This is a genomic window from Actinomadura sp. NPDC000929 (assembly GCF_040492065.1).
GTDB lineage: Bacteria > Actinomycetota > Actinomycetes > Streptosporangiales > Streptosporangiaceae > Spirillospora > Spirillospora verrucosospora.
In genome coordinates this window covers 1-20,795 of record NZ_JBEUPA010000066.1, presented here as the reverse complement: position 1 = coordinate 20,795, position 20,795 = coordinate 1, and the positions used below count along the sequence as shown (strand labels likewise).

Here is a 20,795-nt window from a genome sequence, read left to right as displayed (position 1 = left end):
GACCCGCGGCTCGCGGAGGCTCAGCGCGTGGCGGCCTCGATGTTCTGCTGGGACCTGCGGATGTCCTGGCTGCCCTGTTCGAGGGCGAGGGCCATCTTGTCGAAGGCGGTCTTGGCCTCGGCCCAGGAGGCGCGGAAGCGGTCGGCCCCGGGGCCCCACCAGGCCGCGCTGCTGCTCACGGTGCGGCCGTTGAGGTCCTTGATGAGGGCGTCGAGGTTGCGGGAGTGCTTGCTGAAGATGCGGGACAGTTCCTCTAGCTCGCCCAGGTTGGCGCCGCGCTTGTCACCCATCGCCCCGGCCCTTTCCTCGCTGATCGTTGGAACGTTTCCAGCCGCTGCCGCAGGAATGGCGCCAGCCTACGCCCCACCGATCACATCCATCCAGCGACCCCCCGGGTATCCCCCGTCGAAACGGCCACATTCCCACCATGACGGCCTGTCCGGATGTGGCCAGCGAGGGCGAAGCCGAACGGCTTGTGACGAGGATAATTACTGCGCGTCAAGAGAATTTCAGAGCGGTTTCCGGATGTGAATGGAGATCGCCGCAAGAAAGGGAGGAGCGGCGCGTCAGCGGTTCTCGCCGATCGGGTCGTTCACCGGGTGCGCCCCCGGGTCCAGGACCCGCTCGCCGACCATCGTGATCTGCTCGCCGGACGCGCGGAACTCGAACCGGCGCCGCACCGACTGGGTGACCTTCCCGCGGCCGCCGAGGCCGTAGCGCATCTCCGTGTGCTCCACCGCCTCCAGCGTGATGCGGTCGCCCGTGCGGACGGCGCGGCCCTCGTCCAGGCGCGTGCGGGCCCCGGTGTAGGCGGGGCCGCCCTCCACGGGGGCGCGGTTGCGGGTCTCCAGCTCCCGGACGGCGTTCTCCTGCGACCGCACCAGCGACGGGGAGATCCGCACGCCGAGCACCTCCGTGGGGGCGGCGCCGCGGTCGCGGCCGTCCTTCTGCACGAGGGCCTGGGAACGGCGCTCCAGGTAGGAGTTCGCGGCGACGGTGAGCTGGCGGGTGAGGTAGTCCTCCACCGCAGGGGTCGGCCCGCGCACGCCCGACGAGGGCGCCAGCAGGCAGGCGGCCAGCACGACCGCCAGTCCGGCCCGGGGCCACGGGCGAACCATCGGCCTCTCCCGCTGATCAAAGGCTGGTGGGTCCGAGCCGACATTACACGGCCGGACCGTGGGAGGAACGCCGGTTCAGTCCGCTTCGCTCTCCAGTGCGGCGACGCGCGAGCGGGCCCGCGCCATCGCCTCGTGGTAGCGCTCCTCCCATTCCGGATCACCGTCCGGAATGGCGGCGACGGCCTGGCGGCCGATCTCCGCGAGCACCTCCCCGGCGCCGCCGCGGGAGACCCGCCGGACGACGACCGTGGTGACGCCGCCGGTCGACTCGGTGTGCGCCTCCCACCGGGCGCCGTCCTCCAGCCGCGCCCGGCTCCGCGACGACCGGTCGGAGAACCCGTAGAGCAGCAGGACGACCACCACGGCCGCCACCGCCAGCGCCACCAGAACGATCAGAAACCGCACGACCGCCTCCCTCGCCGTCCGCGCCCGCCGCCGCCCCGGCGTCTACCTGCCCCGCAGGAGCGAGCCGTTCGGGTTGCCGGGCGCGTAGACCGTGATGCCCTGCGGAAGGGCCTTCAGCTCCTCGATCCTCGCGCAGGTCGGGCACTTGTTGTAGCCGTCCTGGCGGGCCTTGTTGGCCGCGGCCTCCGCCTTGGCCGAGGCGACCTTGGCCTGGGCCTCGCTGATCTGCGCGAACGCGGCCTGCGCGCGGTCCACCGCGTCCTGCACCTTGGCCGGCAGGGTGATCCGCACCAGGTTGAAGTGGATGTTGGTGACGAACTTGCCGCCGAGCGTCTGCTCCAGGTCCGCGGCCAGGCTCGTGTTGATCGCGTTCTGCACCTTGGCGATGTTGCCGTTGTTGCTCTGCGCCTGCTGCCCCGCGGTCTGGACGTTCCTCGGCGCGGAGGAGTTCTGCACGAGGGCGCAGGAGGAGACGAGCTCGGCGCAGCGGAAGCTGTTGATCTGGCTGCGCAGGTCGTTGTCGATGACCGGCCGGACGATCTGGTCGAGGAACGCCGACCAGCCCTTGTCGCCGTCGTAGACGTTGTAGGTCTCGCCGCTGGCGCTGCGGAACTTGCGGGTGCCGTACTTGTCGTCGAACTGCCTGAGGGCCTTGTGGTCCTGGTTGAGCGTGAAGTACAGCGTCCCCTCGATGCCCATGTTGACGCCGTCCGAGCTCGGCACGGTGACGACGTCCACGCCGGACTCGTCGCCCTTCCCGGAGTCCGAGGTGATCGTGTAGAAGCGCTGCTGGGCGGGGTACTTGTGGACCTGCGAGTAGAGCCCGACCCAGACGCGGCCGGATCCGGGGTCGATGACCTGCCGGATCCTGTTGTTGTCGAAGAACCCGCCGTTGCGGACGACGGCGATCTCGCCGCCGCCGGTGCGCTCGAAGCCGCCGAACAGCGCGCTCAGCACCGGCCATCCCACGACGACCAGCAGCACGGCGGCGACGATGGCGGTGCGCCGGCTGGGCGCCCTCACCCCGGAGCGCCGGGTCGCGCCGGCCTTCTCCCTGGCTGTGGACGTCTTCTTCTCGGCCACGGTGGCTCCTCTCATGCCCGCACGGGGGGGTCGTGCCGCGGGTTCCCGGATGAGACGGACCGGAGCCCCGCCCGGATCCCCCTGGGGGTACCGCTTTCTGGGGAAGCCTCCCACTATCCGGGACCTCGCCCCCAATAAGGAGGGGCTTACGAAAACCTGGGATCCGGGTTATCTAGACTGCCTGCGAGGTTGAAGGAGGAGACCCACGTGCGCAAAGTCCTGATCGCCAACCGCGGCGAGATCGCGGTCCGTATCGCCCGTGCCTGCCGCGACGCGGGGCTGGCCAGTGTGGCGGTGTACGCCGAGCCCGATCTGGAGGCGCTGCACGTTCGGGTCGCCGACGAGGCGTTCGCCCTCGGCGGGCGGACGGCGGCCGAGAGCTACCTGGACATCGACAAGCTGCTGAAGATCGCCTCGGAGTCGGGCGCCGACGCCGTCCACCCCGGCTACGGCTTCCTGGCGGAGAACGCCGACTTCGCCGCGGCCGTGCAGAACGCGGGACTGACCTGGATCGGTCCGCCGCCGGCCGCGATCACCGCGCTCGGCGACAAGGTGCAGGCCCGGCACATCGCCCAGCGGGTGGGCGCGCCGCTGGTCGCCGGCACCGCCGACCCGGTGTCGGGCGCGGACGAGGTCGTCGCGTTCGCGCGCGAGCACGGCCTGCCCATCGCGATCAAGGCCGCGTTCGGCGGCGGCGGGCGCGGCCTGAAGGTCGCCCGGACGCTCGAGGAGGTGCCCGAGCTGTACGAGTCGGCCGTCCGCGAGGCCGTGGGCGCCTTCGGGCGGGGCGAGTGCTTCGTCGAGCGGTACCTCGACAAGCCCCGGCACGTGGAGACGCAGTGCCTGGCCGACAAGCACGGCAACGTGGTCGTGGTGTCCACGCGCGACTGCTCGCTCCAGCGCCGCCACCAGAAGCTCGTCGAGGAGGCGCCCGCGCCGTACCTGTCCCAGGAGCAGCTGGAGCTGCTGTACTCCTCGTCCAAGGCGATCCTGAAGGAGGCCGGCTACGTCGGCGCCGGGACGTGCGAGTTCCTCGTCGGCCAGGACGGGACGATCTCGTTCCTGGAGGTCAACACGCGCCTGCAGGTCGAGCACCCCGTCACCGAGGAGGTCGCCGGGGTCGACCTCGTCCGCGAGATGTTCCGCGTCGCCGACGGCGAGGAGATCGGCTACGGCGACCCGGAGCTGCGCGGCCACTCGATCGAGTTCCGGCTGAACGCCGAGGACGCCGGGCGCGGGTTCCTGCCGGCCGTCGGCACCCTGACGGCCTGGCACCCCCCGACGGGCCCCGGGGTCCGCCTGGACGCCGGCTACGAGGCCGGGCAGACCGTCCCCCAGGAGTTCGACTCCCTCATCGCGAAGCTGATCGTGACGGGCGCGACGCGGCGGCAGGCCGTCGAGCGGTCCCGCCGCGCCCTCGCCGAGTTCGTCGTCGAGGGCATGCCGACGGTCCTGCCGTTCCACCGGGCGGTGCTGGACGACCCCGCGTTCGTCCCGGCGGACGACGAGACCCCGTTCAGCGTCCACACCCGGTGGATCGAGACGGAGTTCGACAACACGATCCCGCCCCACGAGGCTCCCCCCGCGGGCGAGGAGGACGAGGGCGAGCGCGAGCGCGTCACCGTGGAGGTCGGCGGCCGCCGCATCGAGGTCGTCCTGCCCGCCGGGTTCGGCGCCTCCGCCGCCCCCGCCGCCGGCAAGGCGGCGCCCGCCAGGCGGCGCGGCGCCAAGAAGGGCGGCGCCGCGCAGGCGTCCGGCGACTCCCTGGTCAGCCCGATGCAGGGCACCATCGTCAAGCTCCTCGTCGAGGAGGGCGCGACCGTGGCGGCCGGCGACACCATCGTGGTCCTGGAGGCCATGAAGATGGAGCAGCCGCTCACCGCGCACAAGGCGGGGACGCTCACCGGCCTGTCCGCCGAGGTGGGCCAGACCGTCTCCGCGGGCGCCGTGATCTGCGAGATCAAGGACTCCTGAGCGCGGCCGCCGCCCAGCGCCGCCTCCAGGGCCCCGGCGCTCCGGGTCCCTGGAGGGGATGGGGCGCGGTGCCCATGCGGCGCGTGCGCAAATCCGTCCTGCGAAGGACGCATCGGTGCGTCCACGTGGGCAGACTGAGAGCATGAGCACCGAGAACCGGGCCGTTCGAGCGGCTCGCGGGGGCGCCGCGGCGGCGGTCATCGCCGCCGTCGCCGTCCCGGCGTTCGCCCTGGCCGCCCCGGCGGGCGCCGCCGCGTCGCAGGCCGCCGCCACCCGCACGACGGCGACCGCGACGGCGACGGGAACCGCCGTGCGGGCGGCGGCTCCGCGGGCGGCGGCGGACGACACCGTCGGCCAGATCGCCAAGGGCCTGATCGACTCGCGGCTGTACGTGACGAGCGGCGCCGGGAACCCGCTGACCCCGGCCGACCGGAACGAGATCGAGACGTCCCTCGGCGGTGACAGCGACGCCGACATCCGCGCCGTGGTCGTCCGCAACGACGTGACCGGGACCGAGGTCCGGCAACTGCTCCCGGCCGTCGCCGAGCGCGTCGGCAAGGGCCAGACCTACGTCGCGGTCACCGCCGACGGCGCCCGGATGGGCGCGATCTCCAAGAAGCTGGACCGCGCGGAGATCAACCAGCTGGTCACCCGCACCGAGGGCGCGCCGCTGAAGCAGCGGCTGATCCAGTTCGGCGGCCTCGCCGAGAAGAAGGTCGACAGCGACTCCAGGTCCAGCGCGACGATCGGCTACGTGCTGCTCGGCGTGCTCGTGCTCGTGGTGGCGGCGATCACGGGCGTCATGCTCAACGCCCGGAGGAAGCGGCGGGAGCGGGCGGCGCGCGAGATGGCCGACCTCAAGGCGGGCGTGCAGGAGGACGTGACGCTCCTCGGCGAGGACATCGCCCGCCTCGACCTGAACGTCATGGACAGCGGCCTCGATCCCGACACCCGCGCCGACTACGAGCGCGCGATGAACTCCTACGACCGCGCCAAGTCCGCGACCGAGCGCGCCGCCCGGCCGCAGGACATGCAGGAGGTCACGACGGCGCTGGAGGACGGCCGCTACTACATGACCGCGACGCGCGCCCGGCTCAGCGGCGACCCGGTGCCCGAGCGGCGCCCGCCCTGCTTCTTCAACCCGCAGCACGGGCCGTCCGTCCAGGACGTGACGTGGGCACCGCCCGGCGGCGTCGCCCGCTCCGTCCCGGCGTGCGCGGCCGACGCGGAGGCCGTCCTGCACGGGAACGACCCCGACGTCCGCATGGTCCCGGTCGGCGGGGGGCGGCAGCCCTACTGGAACGCCGGCCCCGCCTACGCGCCCTACGCCGGCGGCTACTACTACGGCTACGGCGGCGTCGACCTGCTCAGCGGCATGCTGATCGGCACCGCGCTCGGCTCGATGTGGGGCGGCGGCTTCGGCGGAGGCTTCGGCGGAGGCGACTTCGGCGGAGGCGACGGCGACGTCGGCGGTGGCTGGGACTTCGGCGGAGGCGACTTCGGGGGCGGCGGCGACTTCGGCGGAGGCGGGGACTTCGGCGGCTTCTGAGGGGCGTTCCCCGTGAGCAGGACACCCGCGTCCGCGCTGTTCTGGCGCATCCTCGGCATCAACGGCCTGGTGTTCGTGGTCGGCACCCTCGTGCTGGTGGTGGGACCGGTGACCGTGTCGACGCCGATCCTCCTGAACGAGTTCTTCGTGCTGCTGGGCGGGCTGGCGGTCATGGTCGCGGCGAACGCCCTGCTGCTGCGCGCCGGCCTGGCGCCGCTGGAGGGGCTCACCGCGCTGATGGCGCGCATGGACTCGCTGCGCTCCGGCGACCGCCTGCCGGCCGACGGCAGCGGCGACCTGTTCCACGTGGTCGACGAGTTCAACGCGATGCTCGACCGGCTGGAGGCCGACCGCAGCACCAGCACCGCCCTCGTCCTGGACGCGCAGGAGGCGGAGCGCCGCCGCATCGCCCAGGAGCTCCACGACGAGATCGGCCAGACCCTCACCGTGGTGCTGCTGGAGCTGAAGTCGGTGGCGAACCGGGCGCCGGAGGAGATCTCGGAGGAGCTGCGGGAGGTCCAGGAGACCGTCCGGTCCAGCCTGGACGAGGTGCGCCGCGTCGCCCGGCGGCTGCGCCCCGGCGTCCTGGACGACCTGGGGCTGACCAGCGCGCTCACCGCCCTCGCCACGGACTTCTCCGGGACGGGCGGCCCCCGCGTGACCCGCCGCGTCCAGCCCGTCCCCGAGGGGCTCGGCGCGGACGCCGAACTGGTGATCTACCGGATCGCGCAGGAGAGCCTGACGAACGTGTGGCGGCACTCGGGCGCGCGGAACGCCGAGCTGTCGCTCGCCCAGGACGAGGAGGGGCGCGTCGTCCTGCGGGTGGCCGACGACGGGACCGGCCCGCCGGACCGGGTGGGGTCCGGCATCCACGGGATGCGGGAGCGCGCGATGCTCGTCGGCGCGCAGCTGACGATCGGCCCGGCGGACGGCGGCGGCACCGAGGTGAGGCTGGTCGTCCCCCCGCCCGGCGCACGCCGGGCCTGACCCCGCCGGGCGCCGCGCCCGCCCCTCAGGGCTCGACGAGCCCGACGCGGATCGCGTACTTCGTCAGCTCCAGCCGGTCGCGCATCCCGAGCTTGCCGAGGATGTTGGCGCGGTGCCGGTCGACGGTCTTGACGCTGATCGTGAGGGTCTCGGCGATCCGCCGGGACGAGTAGCCCTCCGCGACCAGCTTGATGATCTCCTCCTCGCGGGGCGTCAGGATGCTCGCCTGGCCCTCGCCGCGCCGGTCGCGGTCGAGGTACTCGCGGATCAGCGCGGTCACCGCCGCCGGGTACAGGAACGGCTCGCCGCGCATCGCGGCGCGGACGGCGTGCAGCAGGTCGCGGTCGGCGACGGACTTCAGCACGTACCCGGACGCGCCCGCCTTGAGCGCCTCGAACAGGTACTGCTCGTTGTCGTACATCGACAGGATCAGCGTCCGGACGCCGGGGAAGCGGCGGGAGATCTCCCGCGCGGCCTGCAGCCCCGTCATGCGGGGCATCGCGATGTCGAGGATCGCCAGGTCGACGCCGCCCGCGGCGAGCGCGTCGACCGCCTCCGCCCCGTCGGCGGCCTCCGCCACCACGGTCAGGTCGGGCTCGGCGTCCAGGATCAGGCGCAGCCCCCGGCGCACCAGCGCGTGGTCGTCGGCGAGCAGGATCCGGGTCGCCGACTCCCGGGTGTGCGCGAAGCCTCCCGCGTGCACCGATCACCGCCTCTCGTGCGCACCGGTCACCTGCGGTCTCGTCCTCATCCTAGGCGCGCCGCCCCGGCGGGACCGGGCCGCCGCCCGCGAATACATGATCCGCACCGCCCGATATGGGTGCCGCGCCCGATGGGGACGCGGGCCGCCGCCGAAAAGACTGGAAGCCGCAGGACGAAAGGGGCGGACGCATGGCACGGCGAACGGGCGGAGGGCACCGTCCCCCGCCCACGGCACCGCGGAGGCCGTCCCGTGACGGGTCCGCCCCCGGCGCCAGAAGGAGGACCCTATCCACCCGGAGGACCAGGCTTTCCGGAAGCCGAAAGGACACCATGCAAGCGCGGGACATCGCCGTACAGGTGCCCACCGTGACCCTGGGCGACTCGATCGCTCACGCCATCCAGGTCATGGCGCTCGGGCGGCTGCCCGGCCTGATCGTGATCGACCGGGCGCAGCGCCCCCTGGTCGTCCTGCCGGGCACGCAGGTGCTGCGGCTGGCGGTCCCCGTCGCCTACCAGGAGGATCCGGCCCTGACCCGGACCGTGGACGAGGCGCACGCCGACGTCTTCTGGCACGAGATCCGCGACCTCACGGTCGGCGACTGCCTCGCAACGCCCACTCCCCGCCCGGTGATCGTCAGGACGTCCGCGACGCTGCTGGAGCTCGCCACGCTGATGGCGCGCCAGCGCAGCCCCCTGGTCGCCGTGGTGGACGAGGCCGGGCTGCTGGCCGGGGCGGTCACGCTCGACCGGCTGCTGTCGGCGCTGGCGCTGACCAGGCCCGGCGACTGAGGGACGGCTCCCCCGCCGGCGCCCGGCGGGAGGGCGCGCGGTGACCGCGGTCGCGGCACTCGCCGTGTTCGTGGTCGCGTTCTTCTTCATCGCGACCGAGAAGGTCGACAAGGTCAAGGTCGTCCTCGTCGCCGCGGGCGTGCTGACGGTCCTCGGGCTCGCCCCCGGCGCCGAGGTCTTCTTCTCCGAGCACGACGGGATCGACTGGAACGTCATCTTCCTGCTGCTCGGAATGATGATCATCGTGGGGGTCGTCAAGGGCACCGGGCTCTTCGACTACCTGGCGATCTGGGCGGCCAAGCGCTCCAGGGGCCGGCCGTACCGGCTGCTGGTGATGCTGATGCTCATCACCGCGGTCGCCTCGCCGTTCCTGGACAACGTCACCACGATCATGCTGGTGGCGCCGGTGACGGTGGTGGTCTGCAACCGGCTGCGCGTCCCGGCCCACCCCTACCTCATCGCCGAGGTGCTGGCGTCCAACATCGGCGGCGCCGCGACCCTGATCGGGGACCCGCCGAACATCATCATCGCCAGCCGGGCGGGGCTGACGTTCAACGACTTCCTCGTCCACATGGCGCCGATCACGGTGATCGTCTTCATCGCGTTCGTGCTGCTGGCCCGGGTGCTGTTCCGCTCCTCCTTCCGGTACGACGAGCGGTACGCGGCCGAGGTGATGTCGCTGGACGAGCGCAAGGCGATCACCGATCCGGCGCTCCTCGTCCGGTGCCTGGCCGTGCTCGGCCTGGTCATCGCCGGGTTCTCGCTGCACTCGGTGCTGCACGTCGAGCCGTCCATCGTGGCGCTCGTCGGCGCGGGCGTGATGCTGCTGGTGTCGCGCGTCCAGGTCTCCGAGGTCCTCGAAGAGGTGGAGTGGCCCGTCCTGGTCTTCTTCATGGGGCTGTTCGTGATGGTGGCCGCCCTCGGGCACACCGGCGTCATCGAGAGGATCGGGACCTGGTCGGCGGACGCGGTGGGCGACGACTATTTCGCGGGCGCCACCGCTCTGCTGTTCGGGTCGGCCGTGCTCGGCGCGTTCTTCGACAACATCCCCTACGCGGCGACGATGGCGCCGATCGTGGAGGGGATGGCCGCGGGCGCGCCCGACCCCACGACCGCGCAGGCGCTGTGGTGGTCGTTCGCCCTCGGCGCGGACTTCGGCGGCAACGGGACGGCCGTCGCCGCGAGCGCCAACGTGGTCGCGATCGGCATCGCCGCCAAGACCGGCAACCCGATCAGCTTCTGGCAGTTCACCCGGTACGGGATCATCGTGACGGTGCTGAGCACGCTGATGGCGTGGGTCTACGTCGCCCTGCGCTACTTCTAGCCGGATCTCCGGACGGCCCGGCCGGGCACGCCGCTAGTAGGCGTGCTCGGCCATCAGCCGGCGGGACGCCTCGGTGATGCTGCCCGACAGCGACGGGTAGACCGCGAACGTGTGCGCCACCTGGTCGACCGTGAGGTGCTGCTGGACGGCGATCGACACGCCCAGGATCAGCTCGCTGGCCCGCGGCGCCACGATGACGCCGCCGAGCACGATCCCCGTGGACGGGCGGCAGAACAGCTTCACGAAGCCGTCCTCGAAGCCCTGCATCTTGGCGCGCGCGTTGGTGAACAGCGGCAGCATGACCGTCCGGGCGTTGACGTCCCCGGAGTCGACCATGTGCTGCGTCACGCCGACCGACGCGACCTCGGGATCGGTGAAGATGTTGGAGGAGACCCAGCCGAGCTTCAGCGGCTGCACGGCCTCGCCCAGCGCGTGCCACATCGCGATGCGCCCCTGCATGCCGGCGACGGACGCCAGCATGAGCACGCCGGTGCAGTCGCCGGAGGCGTAGATGTGCGGGACGGACGTCCGCGACACCTTGTCGACCTCGACGAAGCCGCGCGCGTCGCACCGCACGCCGACCTCCTCCAGGCCGATGCCCCGGGTGTTCGGGACCATGCCCACGGTCATCAGGCAGTGGGTGCCCTCGACCTTCGTCCCGTCCTCCAGCGTGACGATCACGCCGTTGCCCGACCGCTCCACGGCCGCGGCCCGCGACCGCGACATGACGTTCATGCCGCGCCGCAGGAACACGTCCTGCAGGACGGCGGCGGCGTCGGCGTCCTCCGTGGGCAGGATCCGGTCGCGCGAGGAGACCAGCGTCACCTTCGAGCCGAGGGACAGGTAGGCGCCCGCGAGCTCGGCGCCCGTCACGCCGGAGCCGACCACGATCAGCTCCTCGGGCAGCTCCGGCAGGTCGTAGAGCTGGCGCCAGTTCAGGATGCGCTCGCCGTCCGGCTCCGCGCCGGGCAGCACGCGCGGCGTCGCGCCGGTCGCGATGAGCACGATGTCGGCGTGGATGCGGCGCTCGCCGACCGCCACGACGTGCGGCTCCACCAGCCGCGCCTCGCCGCGGACGATCTTGACCTCCTCGTAGGCGAGCCGTTCGGCGACGTCGAACGACTGGGCCCGTGCGAGGTCCTTCACGCGCTTGTTGACGGTGGCCATGTCGGCTTCGAGGGCGCCGACGATCCCGTCCGGGCCGCCGTTGAAGCGCAGCCCGAGGCCGGCCGACTCCGACATGACCGCGATGCGGGTCGAGGTGGCGATGAGCGTCTTGGAGGGCACGCAGTCGGTGAGCACGCACGCGCCGCCCGGACCGTCCCGTTCGACGACGGTCACGTCGGCGCCGAGCTGCGCCGCGACGAGCGCGGCCTCGTAACCGCCCGGGCCTCCTCCGATGATCACGATGCGGGTCACATCTTCCATTGTTTCCTACTCACGGCAGTGAAAAGTCCCGCTCCGGACCCTTTCTTCCTGCAACAACCCCCGAGTGGCCCATCAACCGGTGTGGCGCGTTCCATCGCAGACCACAGCAGCCACACCCCCGCCTCCCCGGTGGCGTCTTCCCTGTGGGGGGCGTCCCCCACACCCCCGAGCCTTACTTGGCGTAGCCTTCCCCCGTGGCTCTGTACGCGGCGTACGCCTCCAACATGGATCCCGAGCAGATGGCCGGCCGGGCTCCCCACTCGCCCATGCGCGGCACCGGCTGGCTCGCCGGCTGGCGCCTGACCTTCGGCGGGCAGGACAAGGGCTGGGACGGGGCTCTCGCGACGGTCGTCGAGGACGACTCCGAGCAGGTCTTCGTCGTCATCTACGACGTGCCTGCCTGGGACGAGAAGGAACTCGACGCCTGGGAGGGCGCCGCGCTCAACGTCTACCGCAAGATCAGGGTGCGGGTGCAGACGCTCGACGGCGACGCGCTGTGCTGGATGTACGTCCTGGACGACTACGAGGGCGGGCTGCCGTCCGCGCGCTATCTCGGCATCCTCGCCGACGCCGCCGAGAAGGCCGGCGCGCCCGACGACTACGTCAAGGACCTGCGCACACGCCCCTGCAAGTCGCTGGGCGACTGACCGGCGGCGGCCGGGCGGCGCGGCGGTAGTGTCGGCGGCGTGAGCAACGACGCTTTTGCACTGGCACGGGACGCCGCGGACGCGCTGCGCTCCCGCACGTCCATCGACTCCTTCGACGTCGCCCTCGTCATGGGGTCCGGGTGGGTTCCGGCGGCCGACAAGCTGGGCGAGCCCGTCGCCGAGCTGACGGTGGCCGAGCTGCCCGGGTTCGCGCCGCCGGCCGTGGAGGGCCACGCCGGCCGGATCCGGGTCGTGGAGATCGGCGGGCGCAACGCGCTGGTGTTCCTCGGCCGCACGCACCTGTACGAGGGGCGCGGGGTCGACTCCGTGGTGCACGGCGTCCGGACGGCACTCGCCGCGGGCGTCAAGACGATGGTGCTCACGAACGCGGCGGGCGGGCTGCGGCCCGAGCACCAGCGGGTGGGCGACCCGGTGCTGATCTCCGACCACCTGAACCTGTCCGGCGCGAACCCGCTGACCGGCGCGACGTTCCTCGACCTGACCGAGGCGTACTCGGGACGCCTGAGGGCCCTGGCCAAGGACGCCGACCCGAGCCTGTCGGAGGGCGTCTACGCGGCCTTCCGCGGCCCGACCTACGAGACGCCCGCCGAGATCCGCATGCTGCGCACGCTGGGCGCCGACATGATCGGCATGTCGACGGTGCTGGAGACGATCGCGGCCCGCCAGGGCGGCGCGGAGGTGCTCGGCATCTCCCTGGTCACCAACATCGCGGCGGGGCTGTCGGACGAGCCGCTCGACCACGAGGAGGTCCTCGCGGCGGGACGCGCGTCGGCCGGCCGCATGGGCACCCTGCTCGCCACCGTCCTGGCGAAGCTGTGAGCGACCTGCGCGCGCGGGCCGGGGAGTGGCTCGCCCAGGACCCCGACCCGGCGACCCGCGCCGAACTGCGGGCGATCCTCGACGCGGGCGACGAGGCGGTCCTCGCCGACCGGTTCGGGACGCGGCTGGAGTTCGGGACGGCCGGGCTGCGCGGCGAGCTCGGCGCCGGGCCGAACCGGATGAACCGGGTGACGGTCATGCGCGCCGCCGCCGGTCTGGCCGCCCGGCTGCCCGCCGGCGGCCGGGTGGTGATCGGGTTCGACGCGCGGCACGGCTCCCGGCGGTTCGCCGACGACACCGCGGCCGTGCTGAGCGGGGCGGGGCTGCGTCCCGAGGTGTTCGCCGACCCCGTCCCGACGCCGGTCCTGGCGCACTTCACCCGGGCGTTCGACGACATCGTGGCGGGCGTCATGGTCACGGCCAGCCACAACCCGCCGCGCGACAACGGCTACAAGGTGTACTGGGCGGACGGGGCGCAGATCGTCCCGCCGACGGACGCGGAGATCTCCGCCGCGATCGACGCCGTCGGCCGCGTCGACGAGCTCCCCCTCGGCGAGGGGTGGCCCGTCCACGAGGGCGCCGGCCTCTACCTGGACGCGGTGTCGTCCCTGCGCCTCGGCGGCGACCGGGACGTCTCGATCGTCTACACGCCCCTGCACGGGGTGGGCCGGGACGTCCTGCTCGCCGCGTTCGAGCGCGCCGGGTTCCCCGCGCCGGCCGTCGTCCCGGAGCAGGCCGAGCCCGACCCCGACTTCCCGACCGTCGACTTCCCGAACCCGGAGGAGCCGGGCGCGCTCGACCTGGCGCTCGGCCTCGCCGAGGCCCGCGGCGCCGACCTGGTGATCGCGAACGATCCGGACGCCGACCGCTGCGCCGTCGCCGTCCCGGGCCCGTCCGGGTGGCGGACCCTCACCGGGGACGAGGTCGGCGGGCTGCTGGCCGAGCACGTGCTGCGGCACACCACGGGCGACGACCGCCTGGTCGCGACGACGATCGTGTCGTCGTCGCTGCTGCGCTCGATCGCCGCCGCGCACCGCGTCCGGTTCGCCGAGACGCTCACCGGCTTCAAGTGGATCATGAAGGCGGGCGGTCCGGGCCTCAGGATGGTGTTCGGCTACGAGGAGGCGCTCGGCTACAGCGTCGGCGGCGACCGGGGCGTGCTCGTCAACGACAAGGACGGCATCGGCGCCGCGCTCGCCGTCGCCGCCCTCGCGGCCGACGCCAGGCGCGACGGCCACACGCTTCTCGACCTGCTGGACGCGCAGGCCCGCCGGTACGGGCTGCACGCGACGTCCCAGCTGTCGGTCAGGGTGAGCGACCTCTCGCTGATCACCGCGGCGATGGCCCGGCTGCGCTCCGATCCCCCGCGCGAGCTCGGCGGGCGGCGCGTCGAGTCCTTCGACGACCTCGCCCTGCCCGCCGGGGACCTGCCGCCCACCGACGGGCTCCGGTTCCGCCTGGCCGGGGGCTCGCGGGTGGTCGTGCGCCCCTCCGGGACGGAGCCGAAGCTGAAGTGCTACCTGGAGGTCGTCCTCCCGGTGGACGGGGACGTCGCCGAGGTCCGCGCGCGCGCCGCCGCCGACCTGGAGGCCCTCCGCGCGGACGTGTCCGCGGCCATCGGCTGACCGGGCCCCTCTCAGCCGACCGGGCCCCTCAGCCGACCGCGCCGACGATCAGCAGGGCGACGACCACCGCCAGCGGGACGGCCAGCGAGGCCACCGCGGGAACGGACCACGTGACCCTCCCCCTGGCGGGCCCCTGCTCCTCCGCCTCGGCCTTGGCCCTGGCCGCCTTGTCCGGCGCGCCCGACCGGGCCGTGGAGCGCTGCCGTTCCTTCATCTCGTTCAACTGCTGCGCCGCGTACGCGGTCGGCGTCCGCCCCCGCAGATCGAGCCCCTGCGCCTGCCCCTTGCCCTTGCGGGCCTCCTTCTCGGCGCGGGCCTCCGCCTTGGCCTGCGCCCGGGGCGAGGTCTGGAGCACCCACGCCCGGGTCTCCAGGTCCGTCCCGTCCGGGCCGGCGAACACCACCGTGAGCGCGTTCCTGCCCTCGATCCGGCGGACCGCGCCCCACGGCGCCCGGACGTCCCGCAGCGGGTTGCGGATCGTCACCCCGTCCTCGTCGCCGGCGATCAGCGGCCGCAGCCCGACCGTGTAGGCGATCCCGCAGCCGAGCAGCAGCAGGAACGCGATCGTCACCGTCGTCAGCGAGTAGTCGGGGTCGCCGGTGATGCCGACGAACAGGTCGACGAGGTTGAGGGCGGCGAACACCAGCCACGCGTACGCCGCGACGCGCCCGCCGGTGGAGCGAATGGTCATGGCTCGATCATGCCAGGGGCCGGGCGCCGCTCCACTTGAGCTGCGCGAAACCGGGCTTGATCACCCCGTTGATCAGTTCGAGCCGCTCGTTGAACGGCGCGAACGCCGACTTCATCGCGTTCACCGTGAACCACTGCAGGTCGTCCCATCCGTAGCCGAACGCGTCGGCGAGCTTGGCGAACTCCTCCGACAGCGTCGTGCCGCTCATCAGCCGGTTGTCGGTGTTGACCGTGACCCGGAAGCTCAGCCTCCGCAGCAGCCCGATCGGGTGCTCGGCGATCGACTTCGCCGCGCCCGTCTGGATGTTGGAGGTCGGGCACATCTCCAGCGGGATCCGCTTGTCGCGCACGTAGTCGGCGAGCCGGCCGAGCCGCGCCTCGCCGCCCTCGACCTCGATGTCGTCGATGATCCGGACGCCGTGCCCGAGCCGGTCGGCGCCGCACCACTGGATCGCCTGCCAGATCGACGGCAGCCCGAACCCCTCGCCCGCGTGGATCGTGAAGTGCGCGTTCTCGCGCTGCAGGTACTCGAACGCGTCCAGGTGGCGGGTGGGCGGGTACCCGGCCTCGGCGCCCGCGATGTCGAACCCGACGACGCCCGCGTCCCGGTACCGGACGGCCAGCTCCGCGATCTCCATGCTGCGCGCCTGGTGCCGCATCGCGGTGACGAGCGTCCCGACGCGGATGCCGAAGTCCTCGCGGCCGCGGGCGAAGCCGTCCAGGACGGCCTCGACGACCTGCTCCAGCGACAGCCCCTCGCGCAGGTGCTGCTCGGGGGCGTACCGGACCTCCGCGTAGACGATCCCGTCGTTCGCGAGGTCCTCGGCGCACTCGTAGGCGACCCGGGTGAGCGCCTCGACGGTCTGCATCACCCCGACCGTGTGGGAGAACGTCTCCAGGTACCGTTCGAGCGATCCGGAGTTGGAGGCCTCCTCGAACCACGTCCGCAGGGCGTCCGCGTCGGTGGTGGGCAGGTCCCCGTACCCGGTCTCCCGCGCCAGGTCCACGATGGTGGCGGGCCGCACGCCGCCGTCAAGGTGGTCGTGCAGCAGTACCTTCGGCGCGCGGCGGATGTCCTCGAGAGTAGGCCGATCGTTCATTCCCCGAACCTACCCGTCCCGGCCTCTCCCGGCGTCATCAATTCTCGCCGGAACCGCCGCCCCCCGCCCTCGCGACCTGCGGACCTTCCGGCCCGCTACACCCCGAGACGGTCGAGGAACGCGGCGACGAGGGGCGCGATCTCGCAGAGGTGGGTTTCGAGGGCGAAATGGCCGGTGTCGAGAAGGTGGAGCTCCGCGTCCGGGACGTCCCGCAGGTAGGCACGGGCGCCGGACGCGGTGAAGAACGGGTCGCCGGCTCCCCAGACGATGAGGGTGGGCGGCGTGCACCGGCGCAGCCAGGCCTGCCAGCGGCCGTAGCGCTCGACGTTGGAGTGGTAGTCGAAGGCCAGCGCGACCTGGGCTTCCTTGCGTCCCGGCAGGTCGAGGAAGTGCTGGTCGAGGGTCCAGCCCTCCGGTGCGATCGCCTCGGGGTCGGCGACGCCCGTCTCGTACTGGCTCCGGGTCCCGTCCAGGGTCAGCAGGCCCCGGACGGCCTCCTCCGCCCCCGGCGCACCGGGACGCAGGGCGATGAAGTCGCGGGCGCCGTCCGACAGGCCCTCGGCGTAGGCGTTGCCGTTCTGGACGACCAGGCCCGCGATGCGCTCGGGCCGCCGCTCGGCCAGCCGGAACCCGACCGGCGCCCCGAAGTCGAACACGTACATGGCGAAACGGGTGAGGCCGAGCCGCTCGACGAAGCCCTCCATGACGTCGGCGAGCCCGTCGAAGGAGTAGGCGAAGTCGTCCGGCGCCCGCGTGTGGCCGAAGCCCGGGTAGTCCGGGGCGATCAGCCGGTAGCGGGCGCCGAGGACGTCGACGAGCCGGCGGAACTGGTGCGAGGCGGACGGAAAGCCGTGCAGGAGCAGCAGGACGGGCGCGTCCTCCCTCTCCGGCAGGGACTCGCGGTAGAAGACGCGGACACCGTTCACGTCGGCGTGCCGGTGGGCGGTGCGGGCGATCGAAAACATACCTAACGCCTAACTGTCGAGATGTTGCATTAGGTACAACGATCGCACACCTAACGGGTCAATCGGTCGATGTACCGTTAGGACATGAGCGACCCGACCCCGTTGACCGGCGAGCCCCCGGCCCTGGACCTGGTCAACACGCGACCGGCGGGCGCCGACCTGCTGTCCACGCCCGACGACCTCCGGGCCTGGCTGCGCCTGCAGGCCGACCGGTCCGACGAGGCCGCGGCGCTCGCCGCCGCGGAGACGGGGGCCGCGTCGCTGGCCGCCGTCCGGGACGTCCGGGAGCACACGGCCCGGGCCCTCGACCGCGTCCGCCGCGGCGAGCCGCCCTCGGCCGCCGACCTGGAGGCCCTCACCCGGGCCCAGTGCGCGGCGCCCGCGGTCACCGAGCCGGTCTGGGACGGGCGGTCCCTGCTCGCGGCCCGCCGCCGCACCGGCCCGCCGGAACTGCGCCCGGCGTCCTGGCTCGCCGAGGCCGCCGCCGAACTCCTCGCCGACCCGGCGGTCACCAGGATCCGGAAGTGCGAGGCCGACGACTGCGTGCTGCTCTTCCTGCCCGCCCACCCGCGCCGCCGCTGGTGCTCGGCGGCGCGCTGCGGCAACCGCGTCCGCGTCGCGCGGCACTACCGGCGGCACAGGCCCGCGGAACCCGGCCCGGAGTCCTCCTGACACGCGGAGGCGGGGGCACCCGACGGCGCCCCCGCCTCACGGAACCGAACGCTCAGTGACCGGCCTTGGCGTACTCGCCGATGCCGCCGGCGAAGTCGAACATGACGCAGGCCTCGTCTCCGACGACCCATGCGTCATGGCCGGGCGTGGCGACGAACACGTCGCCGGGGCCGACCTCCTGCTCCGCGCCGTCGCGCATGCGGATGTGCATCCGCCCCTGGACGACGTAGCCGTTGTGGTGGACCTCGCACAGGTCGGTGCCCGCGATGTCCTTCACCGACTCCGTCCAGCGCCATCCGGGCTCGAACGTCGCCTTCCCGAAGACGAGGCCGCTGAGGTTGGCGATCTCCAGGTGCCCCCTGGGGAAGTCACGCCGGTCGTCCGGCTTCTCGATGCTCTTGATCTCAATCATGTCGGGTCCCCCTTCCCCCTCTCTTTTCACGCTCGCACTGGTGCTGACCTGCGTCAAGCCGTCTGGAGCGGCGAGCGCGCGGCGGTTGCGGAACAGCAGCGCCGGGGTCGCCAGGGACAGGACTCCCGCGACCGCGACGGCCGTGCGGGGGCCGGTGAGCCCGGCCAGCACGCCCCACAGGCCCGTCATGGCCGCGATCGTGAGCTTGCTCGTCACCGACCACGCCGACAGCACGCGGGCGACGCGGTCGGGCGGCGTCCACTCCAGCCGGCAGGTGGCGTACAGCGGGGTGAACACCCCCATGCAGGTGATCAGCCCGAGTTCGACGGCGATGACGAGCACCAGGCCGGCGACGCCCGGGCGGACGAAGGCCAGCCCGGGCAGCCAGCACGCGCGCAGGGTGCCGAAGACCAGCATGGTCCTGGCCCGTCCGAACCGCGCGGCCAGCGGCCGGGCCAGCCGCGAACCGGCGAGCCCTCCCACGCACGGGGCGGCGAACGCCAGCGCGTACTGCCAGGGCGCGAACCCGAGGTCGCCGAGCATCAGGACGGCCAGCACCGGCGCCGTCGCCATGATCAGCCCGCCGACCAGGATCTGGTTGAGGAACAGCGAGCGCAGCGCCGGGCCGGTGAGGATGTGCCGCCACCCTTCGAGCAGGTCCCCGGCCCGGAGCCGGGTGCCCGCGCTCGGGGCCGGGCGCGGCTCCGTCCCGCCGATGGCGCGGATCCCGGCCGCCGACAGCAGGAAGCTGACCGCGTTGGCCGCCACGGTGACCAGCGGGCCGAACAGGCCGATCGCGGCGCCGCCGAGCGGCGGCCCGAGCATGGTGGCGGTCCAGCTCGTGGACTCCAGCCGCCCGTTCGCGGTGAGCAGGTCGTCCGGCCGGACGAGCGCCTTCAGGAAGGAGCCGCTCGCCGCGGTGAAGGCGATGTCGGCCGCGGCGACGACGACCGACACGACCAGCAGGTGGGCGTAGCCGAGCCCGCCGAGGAGGAACGCCGCGGGCAGGCTCAGCAGCGCCGCGCACCGGACCAGGTCCATCGCGACCATCACGGGCCGCTTGCGGCGGAACTCCACCCACGGGCCGAGCGGCACCGCCACCGCCGCCCCCGCCAGCAGGCCCGCGGCGGCCAGCGCCGACACCTGGGCCGGCCCGGCGTGCAGCGCGGTGATCGCGATCAGGGGGAACGCGTCGAAGGCGAGCCACGTCCCGAACGCGCTGACCGCGTAGGCCGTCCAGAGCCACCCGAACTCCCGGCCGAGCGACCGTCGCTCCCCCGTGCGCACCATCGCGACGCCCCTTCCGCCGGCCGCGCCTCCGGCGGCCAGGGAGATCCAAGCGGGCGGCGGGGCCGCGGATCAAACAACCGCCCGCCCAGGTCACAACCACGCGTTGTCACCCTGGCGTGGGCGAACGAGGTGACCGGTCAGACTTGCGTACTCGGGGAGTGGACGGACGTCTCATGTCGGGGGGCGGCGGCGCCGGCCCCCCGATCCCACTCGATCAAGGAGAACCATGGCCAATTCCGTCAGCCTCGCGGTGTCCGGCACCCTCGACCAGGTCCGTGCCGTCGTGGAGGCCGCCCTGCAGCCCGAGGGCTTTCGTTTCACGTGGGAGAACCCCGGCCAGGGCATCGTCGAGAAGGGAACCCGCACCAAGGCGATGCTCCTCGGAGCGTTCGCCACGCACTACAAGTACCACCTGCTCCTGAGGCCGCAGCCCGACGGGACTGTGGTCGTCGAGCTCGGGCTCGCGACGACCGGTCTGTCCGGCGGCGCCACCGGCGCCGTCAAGCTGCGGAAGAATCTCGACAAGGTCGGCCGGATCCTGACCACCGCGTTCCAGTCCTCCGGCACCCTCGTCTCCCCCGCGCAGTGACCGGATCGGCCTTCGGCCGGGGCTACCGGACCGCCGTCTCGGCGGCGTAGACGATGACGTTGTCGCGGTAGCTGCGCTCGGCGCGGTCGAACGCGCCGCCGCAGGTGACCAGGCGGAGCCCGGGGTGGTCGAGCGGGCCGTAGACGCGCGCGGTGGGGAAGCGGCCCTTCGGGACGCGCTCCACGGACTCGACGGTGAACACGGCCACCCGGCCGTCCGCGCGTTCCACCTCGACGCGGTTCCCGGGCCTCAGACGGCCCAGGTCGTAGAAGACCGCGGCGCCCTTCCCGGAGTCGACATGGCCCAGGATGACCGCCGCGCCGCGCTCGCCGGGAGTGGGCCCGCCCTGGTACCAGCCGGCCTCCCCCGGCCGGTCGGCCGGGGGGACCCGCACCTCGCCGCCCGCCCCGAGGCCCAGGCGGGACAGCGGCGCCCGCACCCCGATCGACGGGATGGACACCCGGACGGGCAGGGAGCGGTCCAGCACCGGCCCGTGCCGGTCGAGCGCCCCCCGGGGGGGGGCCCCCCCGCGCCGGCGGGGGGGGGGCCGCGGCCCGCCCCCCCAGGGAGAGGCGGGGGGGGGGGGCGAGAGGGGCGAACGAGAGG

At 73.1% G+C, this 20,795-nt stretch carries 21 protein-coding genes; 10 read left to right on the top strand and 11 right to left on the bottom strand.

The window, feature by feature from the left end; all coding sequences use genetic code 11:
• Positions 1 to 20: 20 nt before the first annotated feature.
• From ABWI04_RS22660 to ABWI04_RS22645, 4 genes are all read right to left on the bottom strand, one after another.
• Positions 21 to 290: a WXG100 family type VII secretion target gene (locus ABWI04_RS22660; protein ID WP_353833699.1), complete on the bottom strand. Its 270-nt coding sequence runs from the start codon at positions 288 to 290 to the stop codon at positions 21 to 23.
• 276 nt (positions 291 to 566) lie between these two features.
• On the bottom strand, positions 567 to 1,118 hold the full coding sequence (locus tag ABWI04_RS22655; protein ID WP_353833698.1) for a hypothetical protein: 552 nt from the start codon (positions 1,116 to 1,118) through the stop codon (positions 567 to 569).
• A 75-nt stretch (positions 1,119 to 1,193) separates the two neighbouring features.
• Positions 1,194 to 1,523, bottom strand: coding sequence for a hypothetical protein (locus ABWI04_RS22650; RefSeq protein ID WP_345176779.1), 330 nt, complete (start codon positions 1,521 to 1,523; stop codon positions 1,194 to 1,196).
• A 42-nt stretch (positions 1,524 to 1,565) separates the two neighbouring features.
• Positions 1,566 to 2,606 (bottom strand): SPFH domain-containing protein, encoded by a 1,041-nt coding sequence (locus ABWI04_RS22645; RefSeq protein WP_345176777.1) that lies wholly within the window; start codon positions 2,604 to 2,606, stop codon positions 1,566 to 1,568.
• 207 nt (positions 2,607 to 2,813) lie between these two features.
• Between ABWI04_RS22645 and ABWI04_RS22640 the strand changes: the two genes are divergently transcribed.
• The 3 genes from ABWI04_RS22640 (at position 2,814) to ABWI04_RS22630 (ending at position 7,116) form a co-directional block, all read left to right on the top strand.
• Positions 2,814 to 4,580 carry an acetyl/propionyl/methylcrotonyl-CoA carboxylase subunit alpha gene (locus ABWI04_RS22640; RefSeq protein ID WP_353833697.1) on the top strand — a complete coding sequence of 589 codons (1,767 nt, stop codon included), beginning with the start codon at positions 2,814 to 2,816 and terminating at the stop codon, positions 4,578 to 4,580.
• Positions 4,581 to 4,722: 142 nt separating this feature from the next.
• A complete protein-coding gene (locus ABWI04_RS22635) occupies positions 4,723 to 6,129 on the top strand; it encodes a hypothetical protein (RefSeq protein ID WP_353833696.1) in 1,407 nt (468 codons plus the stop codon).
• Between the two features lie 12 nt (positions 6,130 to 6,141).
• Positions 6,142 to 7,116, top strand: a complete 975-nt coding sequence (locus tag ABWI04_RS22630) for a HAMP domain-containing sensor histidine kinase (RefSeq protein ID WP_353833695.1) — start codon at positions 6,142 to 6,144, stop codon at positions 7,114 to 7,116.
• A gap of 25 nt (positions 7,117 to 7,141) precedes the next feature.
• Here the strand turns inward: ABWI04_RS22630 and ABWI04_RS22625 are convergent, their stop codons facing one another.
• Positions 7,142 to 7,819: a response regulator gene (locus tag ABWI04_RS22625; protein ID WP_345176767.1), complete on the bottom strand. Its 678-nt coding sequence runs from the start codon at positions 7,817 to 7,819 to the stop codon at positions 7,142 to 7,144.
• Positions 7,820 to 8,148: 329 nt separating this feature from the next.
• Between ABWI04_RS22625 and ABWI04_RS22620 the strand changes: the two genes are divergently transcribed.
• Together ABWI04_RS22620 and ABWI04_RS22615 are read left to right on the top strand one after the other, a co-directional pair.
• Positions 8,149 to 8,607, top strand: a complete 459-nt coding sequence (locus ABWI04_RS22620) for a CBS domain-containing protein (RefSeq protein ID WP_353833694.1) — start codon at positions 8,149 to 8,151, stop codon at positions 8,605 to 8,607.
• Positions 8,608 to 8,647: 40 nt separating this feature from the next.
• Entirely contained in the window at positions 8,648 to 9,931 is a 1,284-nt protein-coding gene (locus ABWI04_RS22615; RefSeq protein ID WP_353833693.1) for an ArsB/NhaD family transporter, read from the top strand.
• Positions 9,932 to 9,964: 33 nt separating this feature from the next.
• Here the strand turns inward: ABWI04_RS22615 and ABWI04_RS22610 are convergent, their stop codons facing one another.
• Positions 9,965 to 11,350 carry an NAD(P)H-quinone dehydrogenase gene (locus tag ABWI04_RS22610; protein WP_345176758.1) on the bottom strand — a complete coding sequence of 462 codons (1,386 nt, stop codon included), beginning with the start codon at positions 11,348 to 11,350 and terminating at the stop codon, positions 9,965 to 9,967.
• A 203-nt stretch (positions 11,351 to 11,553) separates the two neighbouring features.
• Here ABWI04_RS22610 and ABWI04_RS22605 point away from each other — a divergent pair, with 203 nt between their 5' ends.
• The 3 genes from ABWI04_RS22605 to ABWI04_RS22595 are packed head-to-tail and all read left to right on the top strand — an operon-like array spanning position 11,554 to position 14,471.
• Positions 11,554 to 12,006 carry a gamma-glutamylcyclotransferase family protein gene (locus ABWI04_RS22605; protein ID WP_345176756.1) on the top strand — a complete coding sequence of 151 codons (453 nt, stop codon included), beginning with the start codon at positions 11,554 to 11,556 and terminating at the stop codon, positions 12,004 to 12,006.
• Between the two features lie 39 nt (positions 12,007 to 12,045).
• Positions 12,046 to 12,846 carry a purine-nucleoside phosphorylase gene (locus ABWI04_RS22600; RefSeq protein WP_353833692.1) on the top strand — a complete coding sequence of 267 codons (801 nt, stop codon included), beginning with the start codon at positions 12,046 to 12,048 and terminating at the stop codon, positions 12,844 to 12,846.
• The gene (locus tag ABWI04_RS22595) at positions 12,843 to 14,471 is read left to right on the top strand and encodes a phospho-sugar mutase (RefSeq protein ID WP_353833691.1); all 1,629 of its coding nucleotides are present in this window, start codon (positions 12,843 to 12,845) and stop codon (positions 14,469 to 14,471) included. The genes ABWI04_RS22600 and ABWI04_RS22595 overlap by 4 nt, the downstream gene beginning before the upstream one ends.
• Positions 14,472 to 14,499: 28 nt before the next feature.
• Here the strand turns inward: ABWI04_RS22595 and ABWI04_RS22590 are convergent, their stop codons facing one another.
• The 3 genes from ABWI04_RS22590 to ABWI04_RS22580 form a co-directional block, all read right to left on the bottom strand.
• Positions 14,500 to 15,162, bottom strand: coding sequence for a PH domain-containing protein (locus ABWI04_RS22590; RefSeq protein WP_345176749.1), 663 nt, complete (start codon positions 15,160 to 15,162; stop codon positions 14,500 to 14,502).
• A 7-nt stretch (positions 15,163 to 15,169) separates the two neighbouring features.
• Positions 15,170 to 16,261: an adenosine deaminase gene (locus tag ABWI04_RS22585; RefSeq protein ID WP_345176748.1), complete on the bottom strand. Its 1,092-nt coding sequence runs from the start codon at positions 16,259 to 16,261 to the stop codon at positions 15,170 to 15,172.
• 95 nt (positions 16,262 to 16,356) lie between these two features.
• Complete coding sequence (locus ABWI04_RS22580; RefSeq protein WP_345176746.1) at positions 16,357 to 17,226, bottom strand: alpha/beta fold hydrolase; 870 nt, start codon at positions 17,224 to 17,226, stop codon at positions 16,357 to 16,359.
• Positions 17,227 to 17,310: 84 nt separating this feature from the next.
• Between ABWI04_RS22580 and ABWI04_RS22575 the strand changes: the two genes are divergently transcribed.
• A complete protein-coding gene (locus ABWI04_RS22575) occupies positions 17,311 to 17,898 on the top strand; it encodes a CGNR zinc finger domain-containing protein (RefSeq protein ID WP_353833690.1) in 588 nt (195 codons plus the stop codon).
• A 52-nt stretch (positions 17,899 to 17,950) separates the two neighbouring features.
• Here the strand turns inward: ABWI04_RS22575 and ABWI04_RS22570 are convergent, their stop codons facing one another.
• Entirely contained in the window at positions 17,951 to 19,600 is a 1,650-nt protein-coding gene (locus ABWI04_RS22570) for an MFS transporter (protein WP_353833689.1), read from the bottom strand.
• A gap of 226 nt (positions 19,601 to 19,826) precedes the next feature.
• Between ABWI04_RS22570 and ABWI04_RS22565 the strand changes: the two genes are divergently transcribed.
• Entirely contained in the window at positions 19,827 to 20,189 is a 363-nt protein-coding gene (locus ABWI04_RS22565) for a hypothetical protein (protein ID WP_345176740.1), read from the top strand.
• 22 nt (positions 20,190 to 20,211) lie between these two features.
• On the opposite strand, the gene ABWI04_RS22560 is transcribed toward ABWI04_RS22565, so the two are convergent.
• Positions 20,212 to 20,676 (bottom strand): class F sortase, encoded by a 465-nt coding sequence (locus ABWI04_RS22560; RefSeq protein ID WP_353833688.1) that lies wholly within the window; start codon positions 20,674 to 20,676, stop codon positions 20,212 to 20,214.
• Positions 20,677 to 20,795 lie beyond the last annotated feature (119 nt).

What these genes read in the sequence shown, in the direction of transcription:
- ABWI04_RS22660 (WP_353833699.1), bottom strand. Translation starts at nt 290, where the DNA reads ATGGGTGACAAGCGCGGCGCCAACCTGGGCGAGCTAGAGGAACTGTCC.
- ABWI04_RS22655 (WP_353833698.1), bottom strand. Translation starts at nt 1,118, where the DNA reads ATGGTTCGCCCGTGGCCCCGGGCCGGACTGGCGGTCGTGCTGGCCGCC.
- ABWI04_RS22635 (WP_353833696.1), top strand. Translation starts at nt 4,723, where the DNA reads ATGAGCACCGAGAACCGGGCCGTTCGAGCGGCTCGCGGGGGCGCCGCG.
- ABWI04_RS22620 (WP_353833694.1), top strand. Translation starts at nt 8,149, where the DNA reads ATGCAAGCGCGGGACATCGCCGTACAGGTGCCCACCGTGACCCTGGGC.
- ABWI04_RS22590 (WP_345176749.1), bottom strand. Translation starts at nt 15,162, where the DNA reads ATGACCATTCGCTCCACCGGCGGGCGCGTCGCGGCGTACGCGTGGCTG.
- ABWI04_RS22585 (WP_345176748.1), bottom strand. Translation starts at nt 16,261, where the DNA reads ATGAACGATCGGCCTACTCTCGAGGACATCCGCCGCGCGCCGAAGGTA.
- ABWI04_RS22580 (WP_345176746.1), bottom strand. Translation starts at nt 17,226, where the DNA reads ATGTTTTCGATCGCCCGCACCGCCCACCGGCACGCCGACGTGAACGGT.
- ABWI04_RS22575 (WP_353833690.1), top strand. Translation starts at nt 17,311, where the DNA reads ATGAGCGACCCGACCCCGTTGACCGGCGAGCCCCCGGCCCTGGACCTG.
- ABWI04_RS22570 (WP_353833689.1), bottom strand. Translation starts at nt 19,600, where the DNA reads ATGGTGCGCACGGGGGAGCGACGGTCGCTCGGCCGGGAGTTCGGGTGG.
- ABWI04_RS22565 (WP_345176740.1), top strand. Translation starts at nt 19,827, where the DNA reads ATGGCCAATTCCGTCAGCCTCGCGGTGTCCGGCACCCTCGACCAGGTC.